Consider the following 18,273-nt stretch of genomic DNA (forward strand, 5'->3'; position numbering starts at 1 on the left):
TAAAATAGCCTTAATTGTTCTATCCGGACTCCATCATGATGATAAAGAGAGGCTTTATTATGCTAGTAATGTATAATAAAGATAGATGCAAAACGGATAGAACTTTTTATTATAAAATGTTAATTACTACAGATAAAGGTGAGTGAACGTATGTCAGTTAAAATGAGTGATGTGGCCAAACTAGCTAATGTAGCTCCAGCTACTGTCTCGCGAGTTCTTAGTCAGCCCCACCTAGTAAGCAAAGAAACGCAGGAAAAAGTTTTAAAAGCCATTGAAGAATTAAATTATCAGCCCCATATCATCGCAAGACAGTTTAGAAAAAAAGAAACAAAAACCATTTTAGTAGTTGTTCCTGATATTACTCATCCGTTTTTTTCTGAAGTTCTTAAAGGAATTCAGCATACGGCGATTAACAGCGGTTACCGAGTAATTTTAGGAGATACAGAAAATGACATTGAGCGAGAAGGAGAGTTTGTTGATTTATTATTCCAAAAGCAAGCGGACGGCATGATCCTTCTAACAGCCCGTATGGATAAAGACAGAATTGAACAAGTCTCCAGACAGTTCCCTACGGTTCTTGCGTGTGAGTACATTGATGGCTTAGATATTTCTACCGTATCTATTGATAATATTAGCGGGGCGCGAAAAATAACGGAGCATTTAATAAGCCTTGGGCATACCAAAATTGCGCATATCACTGGTCCTATGAATGTTATCTTAAGCCGTGATCGATTAAAAGGATACCGCCAAGCGATGATTAGCCACGATTTACCCGTGGATTCCGCTTTTATTCAAGAAGGAGATTTTAGCCTAGAGTCCGGTTATCATCAAATGATTCGCTTATTATCGTTAGAACAACGGCCAACTTCCGTATTTGTTTTTAACGATGAAATGGCGATCGGAGCGATAAAAGCCGCAAAAGACAGCGGGTTAAAAGTGCCTGAAGATATAGCTGTAGTCGGATTTGATAACTCAAAAATGTCGGATATCATTGAACCGCATATTACAACAATTGAGCAGCCTAAATATGAAATTGGAAAAAAAGCGATGGAATTACTGCTTGGATTGATGAGCGGAAAAGCCTTAGAACAAAAAAAGTTTGTATTAAAAGATGAACTAATCGTACGCGAGTCTTGCGGAAGTAAAGCTACAGTGAAAAATTTTATCCAGCTTGAAGGCTCAGCTAAGAAAATTAACTAGTGCTGTTTACATGCTATGATGTTTTTTGCTGAGAAGTAAACAAGAGAGACCATCACCTTTGTCTTCTCTTGTTTACAGCAAAGCGGAAGGAATACTCTGATAAAAAAGAGAAGGTGACTTTAGTGAGGATTAAGGGAACAGTATTCAAAAAAAGAACATATCCAAAGCATCACTATAAAAGAATGGATCATCTTTCTTTTTTAGAGGTGAAAGATAACATCTCCTTTGATGGCGATGCACTGAAAATTCTTCCTGTTCTTAGCCAAAAATCAATGGAATGCTGGAGTATCGGAGATGAAATTGATGTGGAAGGTGAAATGAAGTATATTCGCATCATTACTTCATTAGGAAAACTCAGCTTGCTGCCTGTTCCGGTGTTTATCGTCAAAACAATTAAAGAAATAAAACCATCTTCTGTAACTAGTTAAGCTGTCAGACATAAAACGGCTAATCATCGTCATCAATCATGTTCACATTTTAACGGAATTTAAATTCTGAAATTTCTTATAAATTACAGATTCCTTCAGATAAGAAGGGGGTGAAGCATATGACAGCTAATCTTATCGCGGGGAAAATTTCTTTAAATGAACGTGTTCATCGTACACAAGGAAACGGAGCGTCTTTTCACGTTCATTATTGGGGAGTTATGCCCAAGCACTATGATAATGTCTCTCATAAACATTCTTTCTTTGAGGTGTGTTACGTGCTTGAAGGGAAAGGAATTTATATAGACGACGGGCATCCCTATCCGGTAAAAGAAAATACACTATTTCTTTCAAAGCCCGGCGTATTACACCACATAAAAAGCGATAGGGGGCTTTTTCTCTTGTATGTAGGCTTTGAACTGGTTGAATCAGAATCAACTGAAAAGTGCATCAAGCTAATAGAAGAAGCTAAACGATGTTCTAAAGTAGTAATAGATGTAAAAGAAGATGGAACGGCTCCATTCATTTGGAAGTTTCTTTTGAACCATGCCGCAAAAGGAGAAGATGTCTTTTTTGAAGAAATACTGACAAATTTAGCTCATTCTCTTATTCTTTCGCTCATAAATACTTTTGTTTTGCCTTTAAATTACCATTATCAGAAAGCTGTTCAAAAGACATCTTCTTTAACCCTTAATCTAGCAAAATTATACATTAAAGATAATCTAGCCAATTCTATTAAACTTACGGAGACAGCGACTCATTTACACCTATCTAGCCGGCATCTGTCTCGTCTCTTTAAAACTGAATTAGGTGTCAGCTACTCGGAATATGTACAAAATGAAAGAATTAAAAGAGCTGTGATACTGCTCAAAACAACTGATTTATCGATTAGAGATATTGCTCAAGAAACAGGATTTCCAGATGTTCACTACTTTACGCGGGTTTTTACAGCTTCAATGCGCAGTTCACCAGGACGTTTTCGTAATCTATATACAAAATTAAAAACAACTGCATATAAAGATTAGCCAACTCTTCTTTGCTTACATGTGTCCCAAGCAGAGGAGAGTTATTTTTATGGAATAAAACTAATAAGGTTCAAAAATGTCCTGAAAAGATAAAAAGTAGTCTTCTTAAAGCAAAGACGATTAAGATTCGGAATTATATAATAATAGCTATACTTTATTAAAATTAAATAAAAACGTTTACAATCAGTGTTTTTAGCTTATTGAGATTAAAAGCTGCAGACGAAATTTTTAGGAGGAGAAGACAATGAAATTATCTTATGTAACAGACAGTTTGGGACATTTACCTTTTGGAGAAATGTTAGATGTAATCGCAGAGATGGGAATCAATACAATCGAAATGACCACAGGGGGTTGGTCTCCGGCACCCCATTTAAAACTAAATGAATTAGTAGAAAGTGATGATAAGAGAAGTGAATTTTTACATGCATTAGAAAAGCGTAACATCAAGCTTTGTGCGTTAAACTGTTCTGGAAATCCTTTAGATCCAGGTGAACTGGGAAGAGAACATCGGGAAGTAACGGATAAAACGTTTGAACTGGCAAAGTTATTAGGTGTAAAGAAAGTGATCATGATGAGCGGATTACCAGCCGGAAGTCCTGAAGACAAGATTCCAAACTGGATTACGTATACAGTAAGCTGGCCTCCAGTGTTAAAAGAGATTTTAGATTACCAGTGGAATGAAGTAGCCATCCCCTACTGGAAAGAGCTCGTTAAGAAAGCTGAAGCCTGCGATATTGAAAAAATCGCTCTTGAAAACTTCAGCTCTCAACTAGTCTATAACCCTGAAACGTTATTTAAACTTCGTAATGCGGTAGGACCTATCGTAGGATTAAATTTAGATCCAAGCCACTTAATCTGGATGGGCGCAGATCCTATTTTGTCAGCTAGAGAATTAGGAGCAGCCATTCACCATGTTCATGGAAAAGACGTGCGCCTTGAGAGACATCTATCAGGAGTGAACGGAGTGATGGAAACAAAAGAAGTGACGGATGTAGCAAATAGAGCCTGGAATTACGTGGCCGTAGGCTGTGGTCAAGATTTACAGTGGTGGAAAGAGTTTTTCTCTGTTGTTAAGATGATGGGCTATGATGAAGAAGTTTCTTTAGAAATGGAAGATTTAACAATGTCAGTTGAAGCAGGGGTTCGAACTTCTATTCAGGCATTAAAACAAACGCTTAGCTTTTAATTTAAAGGAATTTACACGTTCTAACCAGAAAAACCATATATATTGTTTTTTGGAGGAATACGATGAAAGAGCTAAAAAGGTTAGAACCGCTGCAGGCAGCTACACAATTCATTCTTAAACATTACCCTAACTGTCAAGGCGCATTACTCGCTGGAAGCGTGGTGAGAGGAGAAACTACGCGCACGTCCGACCTTGACCTTGTTATTTTTGATGAGAGTTTTACCTCTTCTGTTAGGGAGTCACTCATTGAATTTGGATGGGCCATTGAAGTTTTTGCTCATAACCTGGCTTCATACCAAGCTTTTTTTAAAAGCGACTGTAAGAGGGCTAGACCGTCACTGCCGAGAATGATTTCCGAGGGAATTATTTTAGCGGATAAAGGAGTGATGCAGTCTATAAAAAAAGAAGCGAAACAATTACTAGAAAAAGGCCCGGAAAAATGGTCGGAAGAGACGATTAGATTAAAAAGATATTTTATAAGTGATGCCTTAGATGATTTAATTGGTTCTTCAAATAAAGGTGAATCACTTTTTATTGCTAACACGCTCGCTTACATAACGCATGAATTTGTTTTAAGAACGAATGGTCATTGGATCGGGGATTCTAAATGGATTGTCCGGTCTTTGAATGATTATAATGAACGCTTTAGTAAAGAGTTTGTAGAGGCATTTGATACCTTTTATAAAACAGGAAATAAAGATAAAGTAATTCAACTGGTGGATAAAGTGTTAGCGCCACATGGAGGCCGGCTGTTTGAAGGATTTTCACTGGGTAAATAGAGGTTGAATCAGTAGCCTTGTTAGAACCCTGCTACTATTTCTTGCTAGTAGTGGGGTTCTTTTTTAGGAATATTCACGTATGCTTAAAGAGTTTGCCCGTTATCAATCGTAAACACTTGGCCTGTTATGGACTCTTGCTTTAACTGAAACAAAATAGCATCTGCGATATCTTCAGGAGAAGAAATGCGCTGAAGAGGTAGGTTTCCTGCCAGCTGATACATTTTATCTTCGTTGCCAGACCACCATTTTGTGTCGACTGCACCAGGAGAGATACAGTTTACTCGAATATGTGGTGCGAGTGCAATGGCTAACGACTTAGTCATCGTATGAATTGCTGCTTTTGTTGCTGCATAGGGAATAGAAGAGCCGATTCCAGTTGTACCGGCAACGCTTCCTACATTAACAATCGTTCCTGACTTTTGTTTTTTCATATGTGGAACGGCTGCTTTTACACAGTGAAACATGCCTTTTACGTTTACATCATATAAAGAGTCCCACATGTCATCCGTTGCAGACTCTAAGTCATTCATGGGGATTTGAGCTGTAATACTAGCATTATTCACTAATCCATCTAACCGTCCGAATTGTGCAATGGTTTGATGAATCATTTCATTCACTTCGTGCTCGTTGGCTACATTCGCTTTAAAAGCAAAAGCCATGCTTCCTTTTTCTATAATCTCCTCCACAACTTTTTTCGCTTCTGTTTCTGAGCCGCTGTAGTTTATAACAAGTTTCGCGCCCATGTCAGCTAACTTTAAAGCCGTTGCTTTGCCTATACCAGTGCCGCCGCCTGTAATAATAAATACTTTATTTTTAAAATCGTTCATTTCTATAAACCTTCCTTTCTCTTAACATCTTTTATTATATCTTCGATGGAAAAAAGGATATAATAGGTAATACTAAGAGAGGTATCATTTAAAGTGATATCAACGGAGGAATTACAATTGGAAAGCCAAGACTTACGAATTTTCAAATGTGTCGCAGAAGCAAAGTCACTATCAAAAGCTGCGGAGGTATTAGGGTATGTGCAGCCGCATATCAGCCAGCGGATTAAAAATCTAGAGGAAGAATTAGACACCAAATTATTGATACGTACAAATCGAGGAGTTACGTTAACAAACGAAGGGGAAGCTTTGTTTGACTACGCACAGCGTATTTTACGTTTAATGGAGGAAGCTAAAGCAGAAGTTAATCCGAATAAGTTTAAAAGATCCTTGATTATTGGTGCCTCGCAGACGATTTCCGCTATTAAAATTCCTTCTTTATTCTCATCTTTTCTGAAAGAACAACAAAATATTGAAGTTAAAATAAAAACAGATAGAAAACAAGCCTTACAAGAAATGCTCTCGTACGGAGAAATTGACGGACTTTTTCTTAGCGGTATCTATAATGAGGCTCAGTTTGAAACGGTTTATCACTATGCAGAAAAAATGGTGCTTATTTCACCTCTATCCGCAGAGAGAGTAGAAACAGGTCAACTAACGTTACTCATTAATAGTGATGTAAACTGCATCTATAGAAACAGACTATTAGAGTTTTCAAAGAAACATCATATACATAAAGCCAATATTATGGAATTTGATTCATTAGAAGCTATTTTACAAGGCGTTCGTGATGGAATAGGCATGAGTGTAGTCCCGGCTAGCGTAGTAAATTCTCGTGGTGATATGAAAAGCATTGAATATCAAGAGCTTTCAGAAGACGTTCATATTGATTTTGTAGTAAAGAAAGGGAAGCAGCGCTCTCAAAGTCTTAAAAAGTTTATTCATTTTTTAGGGAGTCTATAGATTCTGTCCTGAGGTGGCGTGATGTCTTCTCTTTTCCAATACATTAAAAAGAACCCTTAATGCCTGAAATGCGCTTCAAGGGTTCTAGCTTTTTTATGTTCTAAAGATTATGCAGCTAATTTTCTACACTCATCCGCGCATTTCAAGCAGGCCTCCGCACATTTTTGACAGTGGTCATGATCGTGTTTCTTACACTCATTTCCGCATTTTTCGCAAATTTCGGCGCAAACTCCAGCCAGTTCAGCAACGAAAGGCGTTCCTCTTTCTAGAGCTTGTTCCAAATATCCGCAAATATCTGCACATTCTCGATCAAAACGGATACAGTTCACCATCATACCCACATTTTCTTCTTTTAGACAAGCATCAAAACAATGGTTGCAGGCACTCATACAGTCATGCAGCGTTTGAATAACGGTTTGATAATTTTCGTGAGACATTGTAAAATTCCTCCTTATTTTTCTTCTCTCTCTATTACATTAGACTATCGTTTAGTTTAGTAAACATAATAAACATAAGAGTGCTGTAAAACTTATTAAGTAATGAGCAGTCTCTCTTTTTACGTTTAAATATAGGGGTGGAGGGTATGTGGTTGATAGATAAATCTTAAAGGAGTGTAGCACATGAGCTGGCTAGAAATACTTTCGTATATAGCTATTGCAATCGGAATTATTCAATTTTTAGTTATTACAATCGACGTGATCAGGCATCCGCAGATGATGTTTGTGATGAATATTGTGTGGCCTATTACGGGGCTATATTTTCCTGTCGCCGGGATATGGTTTTACTTTAAATTAGGGCGTAAAGATCGAAAAAAACACGATCATGCTCATCATTCCTCTGATCATACGCATGATGCTCATGAGGGTCATCATCACGAGCACCATCATAGTGAAAAGCCTTTTTGGCAAAGTGTTTTTGTATCGACTACGCACTGCAGCAGCGGGTGCTCGATTGGAGATTTAATTGGTGCACCGATTGTATTTTTAACAGGGTGGACGATTGCCGGAAGTGTACTTTTTGCGGATTACGTAGCGGAATTTATTCTCGCTTATATAGCGGGAATTGCTTTTCAATACTACGGCATGAGTATGAAAGATAATAGCTCAAAAGAAGAGTTGAAAAACGCGTTAAAAGCGGATACGTGGTCCCTTATTGCCTTTGAAATCGGCATGTTTGGCTGGATGGCTTTATCACATTATGTCTTTTTTACACAGGCACCCAAACCAGACAGCGCGGTCTTTTGGTTCATGATGCAAATCGCCATGATTATTGGCTTTTGTACAAGCTATCCAGCGAACTGGGTACTTGTTAAAAAAGGTGTAAAACATGCGATGTAATTTTACTTGGGGCTGCTGCCGTTGATATCAGGTTTAAAGCTACAGGATGGGGCAGAATAGTATCGACTCCGAGTTTCGTCTAAAAAAGGAAATCATTTTAATTTAACAGGAGGAGATTTGATGTTTGATTACACGGTAAAAACATCGAAAAGCTTAGAAGAAGCGATTAGTTCTCTAGAAGAAAACTTAAAAAGCGAAGGGTTCGGTGTGTTGTGGAATTTTGATTTAACTGCAAAGCTACAGGAAAAAGGGCAGGACTTTCATACACCGTTTACAGTATTAGAAGTGTGCAATCCGAAAGAAGCTCAGCGTGTTCTTTCGCAAAACCTTTTAGTAGGATACTTTCTGCCTTGTAAAATGGTTGTATATCAAGATGGAAGTGAAACAAAGATTGGCATGCCTAGACCTACGGCAATGATTAATATGCTTCATAATGAAGAGCTTCAACGACTGGCAGAAGATATTGAAACAAGGTTAATCCGCTGTATTGATCAATCGGTGTAAGTGTTACTCAGAGAAAAAATATCAAAACAAAAAGATACCTGAGGGGTATCTTTTTGTTTTTTAATCTTATTAAGATATGAGAAGTGCAAACGGAATTTTTGATACATGAATAATTTGCTTTCAGTTGCCTACTCTAAAAGCAAACTGTAGTAAAAAGGATGATAGTATGAATTTTATCTGGCAATCTGCAATCTTGATTTTATCGGGAATATTATTACTAAGAATAGCGGGGAGAAAATCGATTGCTCAAATGACGCTCGCTCAAACGGTCGTTATGCTTTCTCTAGGTACCATCATCGTGCAGCCCATTGTTGAAAAAAGTATGTTAAAAGCGATTGGCGGGGCAGCTATCTTTGTTCTTGCTATTTTAGTTTTAGAGTACTTACAATTAAAATTTAATGGGTTTGAAAAATTTCTGACAGGTAAGTCTAAAATCGTTATAAATAATGGCCAATTAGATACTAAGCAGCTTAAAAAATTACGTTTAACCGCCGATCAATTAGAAATGAGATTACGAAATGCAGGCATATCAACTATAAAAGATGTTAAAACTGCAACAATTGAACCAAATGGACAGCTAGGGTACGAACTTCAAGAAGATGCAAAACCGTTGACTGTAGGTGACTTTAAACAGTTAATGGAATTATATATGCCATCTTTTTCTCAAACTAGCGTCCCTGCGCAAGATCTACATAACAAAGTGTCGTCTAACCCTTCTTCAGATATATTTGAAGAAATTGAGCACCATTCTAAACCAAACCCTAAATACCTTCAGTGATACAGTCACTAGAAAAAGTCGTCTTTTTCGTATAATGATTATTAAGTAAATGAGCATAGTTATTTTAGGTTCAAATCGCAGATGATTTGAACCTTTTTTGGGATTAAACTCAGAAGCTAACGTTTATAAATCATTACCACTATGTAGGATGGTTTTTATCGTATACATACTTGTAACGATTTACCAAGGACTTTTGTTTTTGAAAACAGAAATAGTTTGTATAAAAATAAAAGGAGTAGGTTCCATGAAGATTTTCCTTTCAAATTGTATAGAAAATGTTGAGTGGTCGAGAATGAAAGAAATTTATCACTCGGTAGGATGGACGAACCATAATGAAGAAAAAATTAAAAAAGTATTTCAATCAAGCAACGTAGTAGCGATTGCTTATGATGAAGATAACATAGCAGGATTTGGCAGAGCTCTTTCAGACGGTGTGTTTAATGCTGCGATTTATGATGTTGTGGTTGATGAGCATTATCAAAACAAAGGAATTGGACAGAAAGTTATAAAAAATTTGCTTGCTCAGCTTGACGATATTTCCTGCGTTCATCTTGTTTCTACAGCAGGTAATGAAGAGTTTTATAGAAAAGCAGGATTTCGGAAAATGAAAACCGGAATGGCTCGTTATTTAAATCCTTTTTTAGCGGAAGAGTATTTGGAATGAGCTATGCCTAAGATTGTCAATCGGCTGACATTTTAGAGTATGTACTAAATGAATAATAAAGAGGACGCAGAAAAATCTAACGTGTTCCCTTTTGAGGTGTAAATATTACAAATCACATTACACTTTTTGTAACCAATATTAATATAATTCTCAATCGAGTTCTCTAATTAAATAAATCAATAAAAGCAGAGAAGGGACAGCAATTAAGCTGCCCCTTCATTTTAATTTCACTACCTCATCATTATGGTTGAAAAAATTTGATGTCTTTTATTATGAATTGCCTTCGTCGCTTTTGTACTCCAAAATATCACCTGGCTGACAATCCAAAGTCTTACATATTGCTTCTAATGTTGAAAAACGAACCGCTTTTGCTTTTCCATTTTTCAGGATGGAAAGATTCGCCATAGTAATTCCAACCCTCTCTGAAAGCTCCGTTACGCTCATTTTTCGTTTTGCTAACATCACATCAATATTAATAATAATTGCCATATCCTTCACCTCAGACCGTTAAATCATTTTCTGATTTTATGTTAATCGCTTCTTGCAACAGCCTTTGGAGAACAGCAGCAAAAACTGCGATAACCAACGAAGCAAAAGGAATAACCATTCCAACAAAAATGAGACCTGGGGCATCGTCTTTATCTGCCACGAGATAATAGATGGGCAAACCTAAGACATGCAAACTACAGATAGAAATGGCGCAGTATTTGATGCTCATTAAAATTCGAACAGACAATTCGGAGAAAGCAATGTTCTTATCAATATAACTCAACAGTTTAACAGTTCGATAAAGGGCGAAGTAAAAAGGTAATGTTCCTCCATATAAAAGGATGAAAATGATATATTTTATGGAATGAATACCTAAGAACTCCGCTACCGCATTTGCCAGTTCAGGAACTAGAAATATGCACAAAGTGAGAACTAGAATTCCAATGAGAATAACTGCTATCTTCAAAAATAATGTGGTTACTATCTTCATAAAAACACCTCTTCTATATTTCAAAATATTAATCGTTTTTTGTCTGTAGATCCAGGAGATTCTTTATAGGTTTTTGAAACACGTCCACAATGGCTGCGATGATGCTTGTTGCCAAGATGCCCATTAGACCTAGAGATATTGGACCTGCTGCATCATCATCTGTGAATTGAGCATGCGCCCTTAAATAAACTATTGCTAATAAAATAAACAAAATGACAGTAAAAGTGCATTTTTTTATTACCTTCAAAGATTGAAGAGATAACTCAGAGAAAGCGTTATTCTTCTCGATATAGGTTAAAAGTTTAAAAGCTTGATAACACGCCAAAGAAAATGTAATACATATTCCATATGTACATACCAACAGTGGATATAACGAATAATCACCAGGACGCTCTATAGCATCTCTTCTGGCTGCCTCAGGCAACAAAAATATACATGCGGCAAGCACTGCAATTTCAATCAGAAAAATTATTACCTTTAAGAAAGTGGTAGAGCCTCGTTTAACATTCATAAAAAACACCTCACTTATTTAATAATAATAAGAATTTAACATATGATTTATCGTTTTACAATAAAATATTATCGTTTTTTATTATATTATTGTTGTTATTGAAATATCCTTTTAATTTTAAACAAAATAAAAAGCATTTCTCAATACGAAAAAATGCTCTTACTTTAGAAGGTTACATTTACAACTTTTTCAACAAAACTTCTTAACAGTTTAATAAAATGAATCAACAACGAAAGATATCAGAACCTACTTGAAATAAATAATATTCTTAAAACTCAATAAATAATTCACTTAAATTCGAATAATTATTTCCATATTAGAGAATTTTCATGCGAATTCCTGCTTGGATTTAGAGGAAATAGCAAATATAGAAGTAATACCAAGCAAATGGGAAACGTGAATTTATGTATCAATTCACGATAAAAATACATGATGAAATTAAGTTTTTCACCCCAGAAAAGCACCCGTTAGCAAAAATCTATGTTCTTTTTTCTTTTTGATGTTGAGACTATGGAATCTGTATATTTTTATTTTGACATTATATGGTATTATTTCCTTTAGTTAGGAGGTATTTGAAATGAGTATATCAAAAGAAAATAAACCGATTGTATTGACCGTTATTTTACTGGCGGCTGCGTTTGTTGTATTTTTTGCAAATCGGCTGCTTCCCCAAAATTCAATTTTCCCAAGTGAAACCGGTGATTTGACCATTCTGCTGTGGCTGTTTTTTGCGATAGATATTGGCTTTATTGTGGCATTAGTTTTAGGAGTTCGAACAAAGAGACCAAGCATTGTGTGGTTTAGCATTATCGCAAACAGCCTCTTTTTTGTTTTGCTTTCTGTTTTGATTTTTTTATTAGCAATTGCGAATGGCATTTCTGAACCGTAAGCTTATTATTTTTATTATAGGTGAATGATGAGGATTTAGAGAGGTTGATAGATGATGATGATAGGCGGTCCTTTGTTGATTGCGCTACTGCCAAGCGTACTTGTAATCCTTGTAACTTGGCTGTTCAGAAAGATGAAGTGGAACAAAGTCATTAGAATGCTTCCTTCAATGCTAGCCGTTATGGCTGCCGCCGTTCTTTTTTATATTGGCTATGTAGAGGTAAGAGGTTTTGAAGGTGCGGGCTATTTGTTTTTATCTGTGTTTTTGCTTTTATTCGCGTTTGTATCCTATATTGTAGCTAAAAAGCCTGTACAATAATTTTTATAAACTTTATAAATTCTTTATAAATCCCTCTTATACTACGTGTAGGGGGGATTTAATATGAAAAATATTATTTTAGAGGTAAGAAGCGTTTCAAAAAAAGTAAGGCGTCGTCACTTAGTAAAAGAAGTATCGTTTCAAATTAACCAAGGGGAAATATGCGGATTGCTAGGGCCAAACGGTGCTGGTAAAACGACCTTAATTCGTTTGTTGACGGGGTTGATTAAACCAACCGGGGGAGAAGTTTTTATTAATAACAAACATATTTTTTCACAAAGAAAAGAAGCGCTGCAAAGCGTTGGCGCAATTGTGGAGTCACCCATCTTTTTTCCTTATATGACAGGAAAGGAAAACCTGACAAATTTAGCTCGACTGCATTCATTTTCAACAAAGAAAGAAAGGCAGCAAAAAGTAAAAGAAGTGCTTGATATTGTGGGGCTAACCGGCAGAGAAAATGATAAAGTTCGAACGTATTCTCTTGGGATGAAGCAAAGGCTCGGAATTGCTCAAGCGCTTTTAGGCGACCCGGACTTATTAATACTGGATGAGCCAGCCAACGGCTTAGATCCAATGGGCGTACGTGAACTGCGCGAGCTTCTTTTCACCTTAAAACGGGACTATAACAAAACGATTTTGATTTCTAGTCATTTGCTGGATGAATTACAGCGAGTATGTGATCAAATTGTCGTGATGCGAGAAGGAGAGCTAATATGGGACGGCGCTTTAGACCAGTTAGCATCCGGTAAAAATCTTGAAGATGCGTTTGTAGAGCTGGTGTCGCAATGAAGGATCTCTTAGTAGCGGAGTGGGAAAGACTTTGGAAACGAAAATTGGCGTGGCTGACCTTTTTGTTAGTGCCGGTAGTACTATTAGCTGCTTCATCCTATCTCCAAAAAGAAAACGGAGCACTCACAGTCGATTTACCACAGTATACGTTTGCAGGAAACTTTCCTGTACTGAGCTTAGCTGAAATGTTATTTACCGTTTTTAATGCCATGTTCTTAGTTTTTATTACGCTCGTTGTTACCGGCGAATACCGGTCAGGACAGCTGCGAATGGTCATGATCCGGTCGTATTCGTTTAAAGAAATTATCCTAGCAAAAGCCATAGTGATTCTGCTGTTTAATGCACTGTTTTTTATTACGTATTTTTGTATGAGCTATGTGATAGGCTTTCTGATGTTTGAACATCCGCAAACCTACTTTGTGTTTTATCACAGTCATGCTTTTAACATAAAAGAAGCGCTAGTATATAATCTTTCATTCTATGGATATGCCTACTTGACGACTATTGCGATATGCTGTGTGCTGTTTTTTATCTCTGTTATCAGCAAAACGACCACTACGGCTGTTGGAATTGGTGTTGCTTTTATACTAATCTCCTTTTCGTATCCAACTTTATTAACGGGATTTAAGCAGTGGATGAGTGAAGAGCTTTTTGGACAGCTTTTCTTTACTTCTGTACCGATGATTCAATGGCAGGGAATCACAGTCATGATGGCAGAGAAACCGCAATTTGTAGGCTGGAATTTCGGCGTTTTAGGATTTTATATTTTACTTTTTAGCGGTTTAACGTATGTAGCGATTCGAAAAAAAGAATCATTTTTATAAAAGGAGAGAAGACATGATGACAGGACTTTTTATCAGTGAATTAGAGCGAACGTTTAAACGAAAGAAAACAGCGGCTGTATTAGCCGTGTACGCAGGGTTACTTGCTTTTATTTGGTTCTTTTTATTTCGAATGGGAGGCACTTCGTTTTTTGATGCAGATCATGACGTGAAAATTGATTCTTTAAATTCCGCGCCTTTGTTTCTTCGAGAACTGTCGTTTGTTATTACGTTTATTGTCATTCCGATGTTTGTGGCAGATAGTTTTAACGGCGAGTACACGTCCGGAGCTTTGCGCATGGTATTGATTCGACCGCATCATCGTGTAAAACTGTTTTTTGTAAAATGGGCCGTTCAATGTTTGTTAGTTTTTCTTATTCTTTGTATTACTTGGGTAGTGGGCACATGTGTTGGGAAGCTAGCTATGCCTCACGTAAACGAAACAACGTTTTTAGGCGGACATACGCTAGGGACTTTAGGGGCGTTCCTGTATTCGCTAAAATTTTACGGCATTTGTTTTTGCATCTTTATAGCGGTTATTAGTATCGGGAGTATCCTGAGTGTTCTTATGCCTAATTCCATTTTATCTTACGTCGCAACTATTGGTGCTTTAATTGGAAGTGTGTATGTGTCAGATAAACTAAGCTTCTTTTTCTCCGTAACCGATTCTGTTTTTCATGAATTAAGCAGGCCAAACTCTGAATTTTTAGTAAACCTATTATTTCCAATTTTGCTTATTAGCCTTATAATAAACCTATTCGTATGGAAAAAGAAAGAATGGGTAGGGTGAGCTGGAGATGAAGCAAACAATTTTACTAGTAGACGACGAAAAAGACATTATTTCGTTTATGAAAGATGCGCTGCAAGATGAAGGATATGAGGTGGTGTTTGCTTACGAAGGTCAAGAAGCGTTAACAAAGTTAAAAATAAATCCAGACTTAATTGTGCTGGATGTGATGATGCCAGGCATGGACGGCTTTGCTCTTTGTGAAATGATCCGAAAAAGCATATCATGTCCCATCATCTTTTTAAGCGCCAAGCAAACGGAGCAGGACAGAGTAAAAGGACTATTAGTCGGTGGAGATGATTATTTAGTTAAGCCTTTTAGCATGAAAGAACTAAAAGCCCGGATTTACGCCCATCTGCGCCGGGAGCAAAGAATTAATAGTAACTCCTATAACAGGCTTCATTTTGGAGAGTTAACCATTGATTTAAACGGCTATCAAATTTTACATAACAATGAAGTGATTCCGTTTACTTCAAGAGAATTTGAGATTATTCATTTCCTCGCTCTTCATCCAGGTCAGGTGTTTACACGTGAGCAGCTGTATGAAAAAGTTTGGGGCTACGACGCGGAAGGCGATTCGTCTACGATTACAGAACACGTGAAAAAAATTAGAGCAAAACTATTAAAATATGACGAAACACCTTACATTTCAACGGTTTGGGGAATTGGCTACAAATGGGTAAAATAAAAAAATGGATGAACCGGGCGACGTTAAAAGCGCAGTTTGTTTTATCTTTTCATTTAATTTTGCTGTACAGCCTGCTTGCGACGCTTTTAACGTGGGGAATTGTCATCTTAGTGAACTGGTTTCTTATGCCCGGAGCACTGAATCCAGCAAATTATTATGAACAACAAATTCCTGATATTTTGCAGTTTGTGAATAAAAAAGATGATGAGCTTCTTTCGAAAGATGTTCAAAGCCAAGTAGAATCGGTTATTCCGCTAGAAGGAATGGATTATCAAATTATAAATAAAGAAGGAAAAATCGTGTATGGATCCACGTCCACTTCATACATGAAAAATAAAAGGGATCTTTATTCTCAGGTCAATACAAATATCCATTCAGGTAAATATATTATAAAAGTGTATCCGCTTTTTAATTCAAAAGACGAAGTAAACGGGGCCATTGCGCTAAGATATCAATTAAACATGGCTTCGACTAACCCAAATATTAAATGGATCGTTGCGCTTGTCACATTTGTATCGCTAGCCAGTCCGTTTCTTTATTTTTATTTGTTTGCTTATTTATTTGGAAGACGATTTAGCAAAAAAATTGAACGGCCTTTTAATGAGCTGATGACCGCAGCTAAAAATATTCAGCATAATAATTTAGATTTTTCGCTGTCCGTCACTCAAGACGCAAAAGAATTAAGCCAGCTGCTTCATGCCTTTGAAGAAATGCGGAAAGAATTAAAGCAATCGCTAGCTAAACAGTGGCAGCTAGAAGAAGACCGCAAAGATATGACGGCTGCGATTGCACATGATTTACGAACGCCTCTTACGATTATTCACGGTCATACCGAAATTTTAGTAGAAGGAAGCAAAAAGGACCCGGAGAGGCTTAATCGATATTTATATACGATCTACACGAATACACTTCGTTCTATTCAACTATTAAATCAGCTGCAAGAAGTATCGGTCATAGAAAATCCAGGCTTTTCCGTAAAGAGTGAGCCTATTGATATCAACACATTTGTTCATGAGAAAGCAGACGAATTTCAGCTTTTATGTCAAAAAAAAGAGATTGCATTTGTATCTTCAATTAGTGTAGAAGATGCATCAAACCAATTTTACGGAGATCACCAGCGCATTTCTCAAGTGTTAGATAATATCATCACAAACTGTATTCGCTACACGCTTGAACGAGGAGAGATAGCTTGGAATACCGTGATTCATCACAACGAAGTAATCTTTGAAATACATGATACGGGGCCTGGGTTTACACTATCCAACAAAGAACAGCTGTTTAAAAAGTTTTACAGAGAAGATGCGTCGAGAACAAGCGGTCACGGAAACTTAGGGCTAGGTCTTTATATTGCTCATTCTATTGTGAAAAACCATGGGGGAAGCATCACGGCCGATAATAAAGAGACGGGAGGAGCATTGTTTAAGATTGTTCTTCCAATGGGAAAGAAGTAAACGCGTAAAAAAAGAACCCTCAAAAAAGAGAGTTCAAAAAAGGGTAAGTAAGAAAGAAATGTACATGTTCCTTTGGGGGACTGCATCTGTACAGTAAAATTTGTACCCGGTATGCACTTGTTGAAACGTTGAAAAATAGTCCAATAATAGAAATGAATAGTTGATAATATGCTTTATAATTTATAAAAAAGACTGCAAAGCGGCTGTATCCTGTGCTTTGCAGTCTTTTTCGATTTTATTTGCGTAAGAAGTCTCTCATAAATTCATTCACCTTTTGGGGCTGCTCATGCTGAGGCGCATGTCCCACACCGTCTAAGCGGTGGATCGTTACGTTTGGAACGTATTCTTCGATGCCGTCTAAATTACTGTTTTCAAACGCTTCGTCCGCATTTCCCCATACAATTAAAGTCGGAGACTGAAATACTTTATGCGGCAGTGCAACAGGTTGATGAACGCGTTCTTCAAATGGATAAAGAGAAGACGCACGGTAGTAGTTAAGCATGGATTTCATTGCATTCGGCTGGTTCCACGCCTCTACGTATTTAGCTTCTTCTTCTTTTGTTAAATAGCCTTTTTTGATGCCTGGCTCCGTCAGCATGTTTCTTAGCTTTTCGCTATTATTTTCGAGTAGCTCATCTTGAGAATTTGGCTGTTGGAAAAAGCTCATATAGCTGCTTGCTTCTCGCTGAGCAGGATTTTCAGCAAGCTCTCTTATAAATGTGTAAGGGTGCGGTGCATCAAACATCACTAACTTTTTGACATACTGCGGATATGTATAAGCAAATGCCCATGCAACAGCGCCGCCCCAATCATGTGCCACTAACACACATTCTTTTTCACCAAACTCTTCAATTAACTGTTTTACATCTTCCATTAAAAGGGGCATGCTGTAAGAAGAAATTTCTTCTGGCTTATCTGATAAGTTATAGCCTCGCATATCTACAGCTACCACGCGATAATCTTTCGAAAACTCTTCTAACTGATGGTGCCACGTATACCAAAAGTAAGGGAAGCCGTGTAAAAACAGCATAAGCTCGCCTTCACCTTTTGTTACGTAATGAAGGTTTACATCATTCACTTTTACATAACCATCTTTAAACATCTTACTCATCCTTTCGCTTTTCACCTTTATTATAGAAAAACTTTACTCTTTATTAGTTGATGTATCAAATAATAAGGTTTCTTTACGCGATAAATGAGCTATAAAGCTCTTTTAAAACCCTTATTTTGGTTATTGTTTATGAAAAATAACACCGATATCCCCAGGTTATATGTGATGCTTCGCTTGACTTAGAAAAAGCGAATATGTACAAAACGTAAGGAGTAAAAACTTGAGCTTGTAATGAATACAGAAA

Annotated in this window: 23 protein-coding genes; 17 read left to right on the plus strand and 6 right to left on the minus strand. The window is 37.0% G+C overall.

Going from position 1 to position 18,273, the window contains the following annotated elements:
* Window positions 1-150 precede the first annotated feature (150 nt).
* From AC1D0Y_RS15880 to AC1D0Y_RS15900, 5 genes are all read left to right on the plus strand, one after another.
* Window positions 151-1,200 carry a LacI family DNA-binding transcriptional regulator gene (locus tag AC1D0Y_RS15880; protein ID WP_048019454.1) on the plus strand — a complete coding sequence of 350 codons (1,050 nt, stop codon included), beginning with the start codon at window positions 151-153 and terminating at the stop codon, window positions 1,198-1,200.
* Window positions 1,201-1,322: 122 nt separating this feature from the next.
* The gene (locus tag AC1D0Y_RS15885) at window positions 1,323-1,628 is read left to right on the plus strand and encodes a hypothetical protein (protein WP_043981198.1); all 306 of its coding nucleotides are present in this window, start codon (window positions 1,323-1,325) and stop codon (window positions 1,626-1,628) included.
* 119 nt (window positions 1,629-1,747) lie between these two features.
* Window positions 1,748-2,650, plus strand: coding sequence for an AraC family transcriptional regulator (locus AC1D0Y_RS15890; protein WP_048019455.1), 903 nt, complete (start codon window positions 1,748-1,750; stop codon window positions 2,648-2,650).
* Window positions 2,651-2,894: 244 nt separating this feature from the next.
* Window positions 2,895-3,836 carry a sugar phosphate isomerase/epimerase family protein gene (locus AC1D0Y_RS15895; RefSeq protein WP_477707771.1) on the plus strand — a complete coding sequence of 314 codons (942 nt, stop codon included), beginning with the start codon at window positions 2,895-2,897 and terminating at the stop codon, window positions 3,834-3,836.
* Between the two features lie 62 nt (window positions 3,837-3,898).
* Entirely contained in the window at window positions 3,899-4,615 is a 717-nt protein-coding gene (locus tag AC1D0Y_RS15900; RefSeq protein ID WP_477707772.1) for a nucleotidyltransferase domain-containing protein, read from the plus strand.
* Window positions 4,616-4,698: 83 nt separating this feature from the next.
* Here AC1D0Y_RS15900 and AC1D0Y_RS15905 read toward each other — a convergent pair whose 3' ends face one another.
* Entirely contained in the window at window positions 4,699-5,442 is a 744-nt protein-coding gene (locus AC1D0Y_RS15905) for an SDR family NAD(P)-dependent oxidoreductase (protein ID WP_477707773.1), read from the minus strand.
* A 117-nt stretch (window positions 5,443-5,559) separates the two neighbouring features.
* Between AC1D0Y_RS15905 and AC1D0Y_RS15910 the strand changes: the two genes are divergently transcribed.
* The gene (locus tag AC1D0Y_RS15910) at window positions 5,560-6,402 is read left to right on the plus strand and encodes a LysR family transcriptional regulator (RefSeq protein WP_477707774.1); all 843 of its coding nucleotides are present in this window, start codon (window positions 5,560-5,562) and stop codon (window positions 6,400-6,402) included.
* A gap of 107 nt (window positions 6,403-6,509) precedes the next feature.
* Here the strand turns inward: AC1D0Y_RS15910 and AC1D0Y_RS15915 are convergent, their stop codons facing one another.
* Entirely contained in the window at window positions 6,510-6,839 is a 330-nt protein-coding gene (locus AC1D0Y_RS15915) for a four-helix bundle copper-binding protein (RefSeq protein ID WP_060745184.1), read from the minus strand.
* A gap of 183 nt (window positions 6,840-7,022) precedes the next feature.
* Between AC1D0Y_RS15915 and AC1D0Y_RS15920 the strand changes: the two genes are divergently transcribed.
* The 4 genes from AC1D0Y_RS15920 (at window position 7,023) to AC1D0Y_RS15935 (ending at window position 9,685) form a co-directional block, all read left to right on the plus strand.
* Window positions 7,023-7,739 carry a DUF4396 domain-containing protein gene (locus tag AC1D0Y_RS15920; RefSeq protein ID WP_060745185.1) on the plus strand — a complete coding sequence of 239 codons (717 nt, stop codon included), beginning with the start codon at window positions 7,023-7,025 and terminating at the stop codon, window positions 7,737-7,739.
* Window positions 7,740-7,859: 120 nt separating this feature from the next.
* A complete protein-coding gene (locus AC1D0Y_RS15925) occupies window positions 7,860-8,243 on the plus strand; it encodes a DUF302 domain-containing protein (RefSeq protein ID WP_028409477.1) in 384 nt (127 codons plus the stop codon).
* 166 nt (window positions 8,244-8,409) lie between these two features.
* Window positions 8,410-9,021, plus strand: a complete 612-nt coding sequence (locus AC1D0Y_RS15930; protein ID WP_060745186.1) for a DUF421 domain-containing protein — start codon at window positions 8,410-8,412, stop codon at window positions 9,019-9,021.
* 244 nt (window positions 9,022-9,265) lie between these two features.
* Window positions 9,266-9,685: a GNAT family N-acetyltransferase gene (locus AC1D0Y_RS15935; protein ID WP_060745187.1), complete on the plus strand. Its 420-nt coding sequence runs from the start codon at window positions 9,266-9,268 to the stop codon at window positions 9,683-9,685.
* A gap of 270 nt (window positions 9,686-9,955) precedes the next feature.
* Here AC1D0Y_RS15935 and AC1D0Y_RS15940 read toward each other — a convergent pair whose 3' ends face one another.
* Genes AC1D0Y_RS15940 through AC1D0Y_RS15950 form a run of 3 tightly spaced genes read right to left on the minus strand, consistent with a single transcriptional unit; the run spans window position 9,956 to window position 11,175 of the window.
* Window positions 9,956-10,174 (minus strand): helix-turn-helix domain-containing protein, encoded by a 219-nt coding sequence (locus AC1D0Y_RS15940; RefSeq protein WP_060745188.1) that lies wholly within the window; start codon window positions 10,172-10,174, stop codon window positions 9,956-9,958.
* A gap of 10 nt (window positions 10,175-10,184) precedes the next feature.
* A complete protein-coding gene (locus tag AC1D0Y_RS15945) occupies window positions 10,185-10,664 on the minus strand; it encodes a DUF2975 domain-containing protein (protein ID WP_060745189.1) in 480 nt (159 codons plus the stop codon).
* A gap of 28 nt (window positions 10,665-10,692) precedes the next feature.
* On the minus strand, window positions 10,693-11,175 hold the full coding sequence (locus AC1D0Y_RS15950) for a DUF2975 domain-containing protein (protein WP_477707775.1): 483 nt from the start codon (window positions 11,173-11,175) through the stop codon (window positions 10,693-10,695).
* Window positions 11,176-11,752: 577 nt separating this feature from the next.
* Here AC1D0Y_RS15950 and AC1D0Y_RS15955 point away from each other — a divergent pair.
* From AC1D0Y_RS15955 to AC1D0Y_RS15985, 7 genes are all read left to right on the plus strand, one after another.
* On the plus strand, window positions 11,753-12,064 hold the full coding sequence (locus tag AC1D0Y_RS15955) for a hypothetical protein (protein ID WP_060745191.1): 312 nt from the start codon (window positions 11,753-11,755) through the stop codon (window positions 12,062-12,064).
* A 51-nt stretch (window positions 12,065-12,115) separates the two neighbouring features.
* Window positions 12,116-12,382, plus strand: coding sequence for a YesK family protein (locus AC1D0Y_RS15960; RefSeq protein WP_477707776.1), 267 nt, complete (start codon window positions 12,116-12,118; stop codon window positions 12,380-12,382).
* A gap of 63 nt (window positions 12,383-12,445) precedes the next feature.
* Window positions 12,446-13,171 carry an ABC transporter ATP-binding protein gene (locus AC1D0Y_RS15965; protein ID WP_060745192.1) on the plus strand — a complete coding sequence of 242 codons (726 nt, stop codon included), beginning with the start codon at window positions 12,446-12,448 and terminating at the stop codon, window positions 13,169-13,171.
* Window positions 13,168-13,995, plus strand: coding sequence for an ABC transporter permease (locus AC1D0Y_RS15970; RefSeq protein WP_477707777.1), 828 nt, complete (start codon window positions 13,168-13,170; stop codon window positions 13,993-13,995). Before AC1D0Y_RS15965 ends, AC1D0Y_RS15970 begins: the two co-directional genes overlap by 4 nt.
* Before the next feature lie 13 nt (window positions 13,996-14,008).
* A complete protein-coding gene (locus AC1D0Y_RS15975; RefSeq protein ID WP_082178509.1) occupies window positions 14,009-14,782 on the plus strand; it encodes an ABC transporter permease in 774 nt (257 codons plus the stop codon).
* Window positions 14,783-14,789: 7 nt separating this feature from the next.
* The gene (locus AC1D0Y_RS15980) at window positions 14,790-15,467 is read left to right on the plus strand and encodes a response regulator transcription factor (RefSeq protein WP_049165724.1); all 678 of its coding nucleotides are present in this window, start codon (window positions 14,790-14,792) and stop codon (window positions 15,465-15,467) included.
* Entirely contained in the window at window positions 15,455-16,918 is a 1,464-nt protein-coding gene (locus AC1D0Y_RS15985; protein WP_477707778.1) for a sensor histidine kinase, read from the plus strand. The genes AC1D0Y_RS15980 and AC1D0Y_RS15985 overlap by 13 nt, the downstream gene beginning before the upstream one ends.
* 235 nt (window positions 16,919-17,153) lie before the next feature.
* Here AC1D0Y_RS15985 and AC1D0Y_RS15990 read toward each other — a convergent pair whose 3' ends face one another.
* A complete protein-coding gene (locus tag AC1D0Y_RS15990; RefSeq protein WP_060745197.1) occupies window positions 17,154-18,029 on the minus strand; it encodes an alpha/beta fold hydrolase in 876 nt (291 codons plus the stop codon).
* Window positions 18,030-18,273 lie beyond the last annotated feature (244 nt).

It is taken from the genome of Priestia sp. P1_B12_1 (genome assembly GCF_056406695.1).

What these genes read in the sequence shown, in the direction of transcription:
- AC1D0Y_RS15900 (WP_477707772.1), top strand. Translation starts at nt 3,899, where the DNA reads ATGAAAGAGCTAAAAAGGTTAGAACCGCTGCAGGCAGCTACACAATTC.
- AC1D0Y_RS15940 (WP_060745188.1), bottom strand. Translation starts at nt 10,174, where the DNA reads ATGGCAATTATTATTAATATTGATGTGATGTTAGCAAAACGAAAAATG.
- AC1D0Y_RS15905 (WP_477707773.1), bottom strand. Translation starts at nt 5,442, where the DNA reads ATGAACGATTTTAAAAATAAAGTATTTATTATTACAGGCGGCGGCACT.
- AC1D0Y_RS15980 (WP_049165724.1), top strand. Translation starts at nt 14,790, where the DNA reads ATGAAGCAAACAATTTTACTAGTAGACGACGAAAAAGACATTATTTCG.
- AC1D0Y_RS15890 (WP_048019455.1), top strand. Translation starts at nt 1,748, where the DNA reads ATGACAGCTAATCTTATCGCGGGGAAAATTTCTTTAAATGAACGTGTT.
- AC1D0Y_RS15920 (WP_060745185.1), top strand. Translation starts at nt 7,023, where the DNA reads ATGAGCTGGCTAGAAATACTTTCGTATATAGCTATTGCAATCGGAATT.
- AC1D0Y_RS15945 (WP_060745189.1), bottom strand. Translation starts at nt 10,664, where the DNA reads ATGAAGATAGTAACCACATTATTTTTGAAGATAGCAGTTATTCTCATT.
- AC1D0Y_RS15955 (WP_060745191.1), top strand. Translation starts at nt 11,753, where the DNA reads ATGAGTATATCAAAAGAAAATAAACCGATTGTATTGACCGTTATTTTA.
- AC1D0Y_RS15960 (WP_477707776.1), top strand. Translation starts at nt 12,116, where the DNA reads ATGATGATGATAGGCGGTCCTTTGTTGATTGCGCTACTGCCAAGCGTA.
- AC1D0Y_RS15970 (WP_477707777.1), top strand. Translation starts at nt 13,168, where the DNA reads ATGAAGGATCTCTTAGTAGCGGAGTGGGAAAGACTTTGGAAACGAAAA.
- AC1D0Y_RS15880 (WP_048019454.1), top strand. Translation starts at nt 151, where the DNA reads ATGTCAGTTAAAATGAGTGATGTGGCCAAACTAGCTAATGTAGCTCCA.
- AC1D0Y_RS15935 (WP_060745187.1), top strand. Translation starts at nt 9,266, where the DNA reads ATGAAGATTTTCCTTTCAAATTGTATAGAAAATGTTGAGTGGTCGAGA.
- AC1D0Y_RS15975 (WP_082178509.1), top strand. Translation starts at nt 14,009, where the DNA reads ATGATGACAGGACTTTTTATCAGTGAATTAGAGCGAACGTTTAAACGA.
- AC1D0Y_RS15915 (WP_060745184.1), bottom strand. Translation starts at nt 6,839, where the DNA reads ATGTCTCACGAAAATTATCAAACCGTTATTCAAACGCTGCATGACTGT.
- AC1D0Y_RS15990 (WP_060745197.1), bottom strand. Translation starts at nt 18,029, where the DNA reads ATGAGTAAGATGTTTAAAGATGGTTATGTAAAAGTGAATGATGTAAAC.
- AC1D0Y_RS15985 (WP_477707778.1), top strand. Translation starts at nt 15,455, where the DNA reads ATGGGTAAAATAAAAAAATGGATGAACCGGGCGACGTTAAAAGCGCAG.
- AC1D0Y_RS15950 (WP_477707775.1), bottom strand. Translation starts at nt 11,175, where the DNA reads ATGAATGTTAAACGAGGCTCTACCACTTTCTTAAAGGTAATAATTTTT.
- AC1D0Y_RS15930 (WP_060745186.1), top strand. Translation starts at nt 8,410, where the DNA reads ATGAATTTTATCTGGCAATCTGCAATCTTGATTTTATCGGGAATATTA.
- AC1D0Y_RS15895 (WP_477707771.1), top strand. Translation starts at nt 2,895, where the DNA reads ATGAAATTATCTTATGTAACAGACAGTTTGGGACATTTACCTTTTGGA.
- AC1D0Y_RS15965 (WP_060745192.1), top strand. Translation starts at nt 12,446, where the DNA reads ATGAAAAATATTATTTTAGAGGTAAGAAGCGTTTCAAAAAAAGTAAGG.
- AC1D0Y_RS15925 (WP_028409477.1), top strand. Translation starts at nt 7,860, where the DNA reads ATGTTTGATTACACGGTAAAAACATCGAAAAGCTTAGAAGAAGCGATT.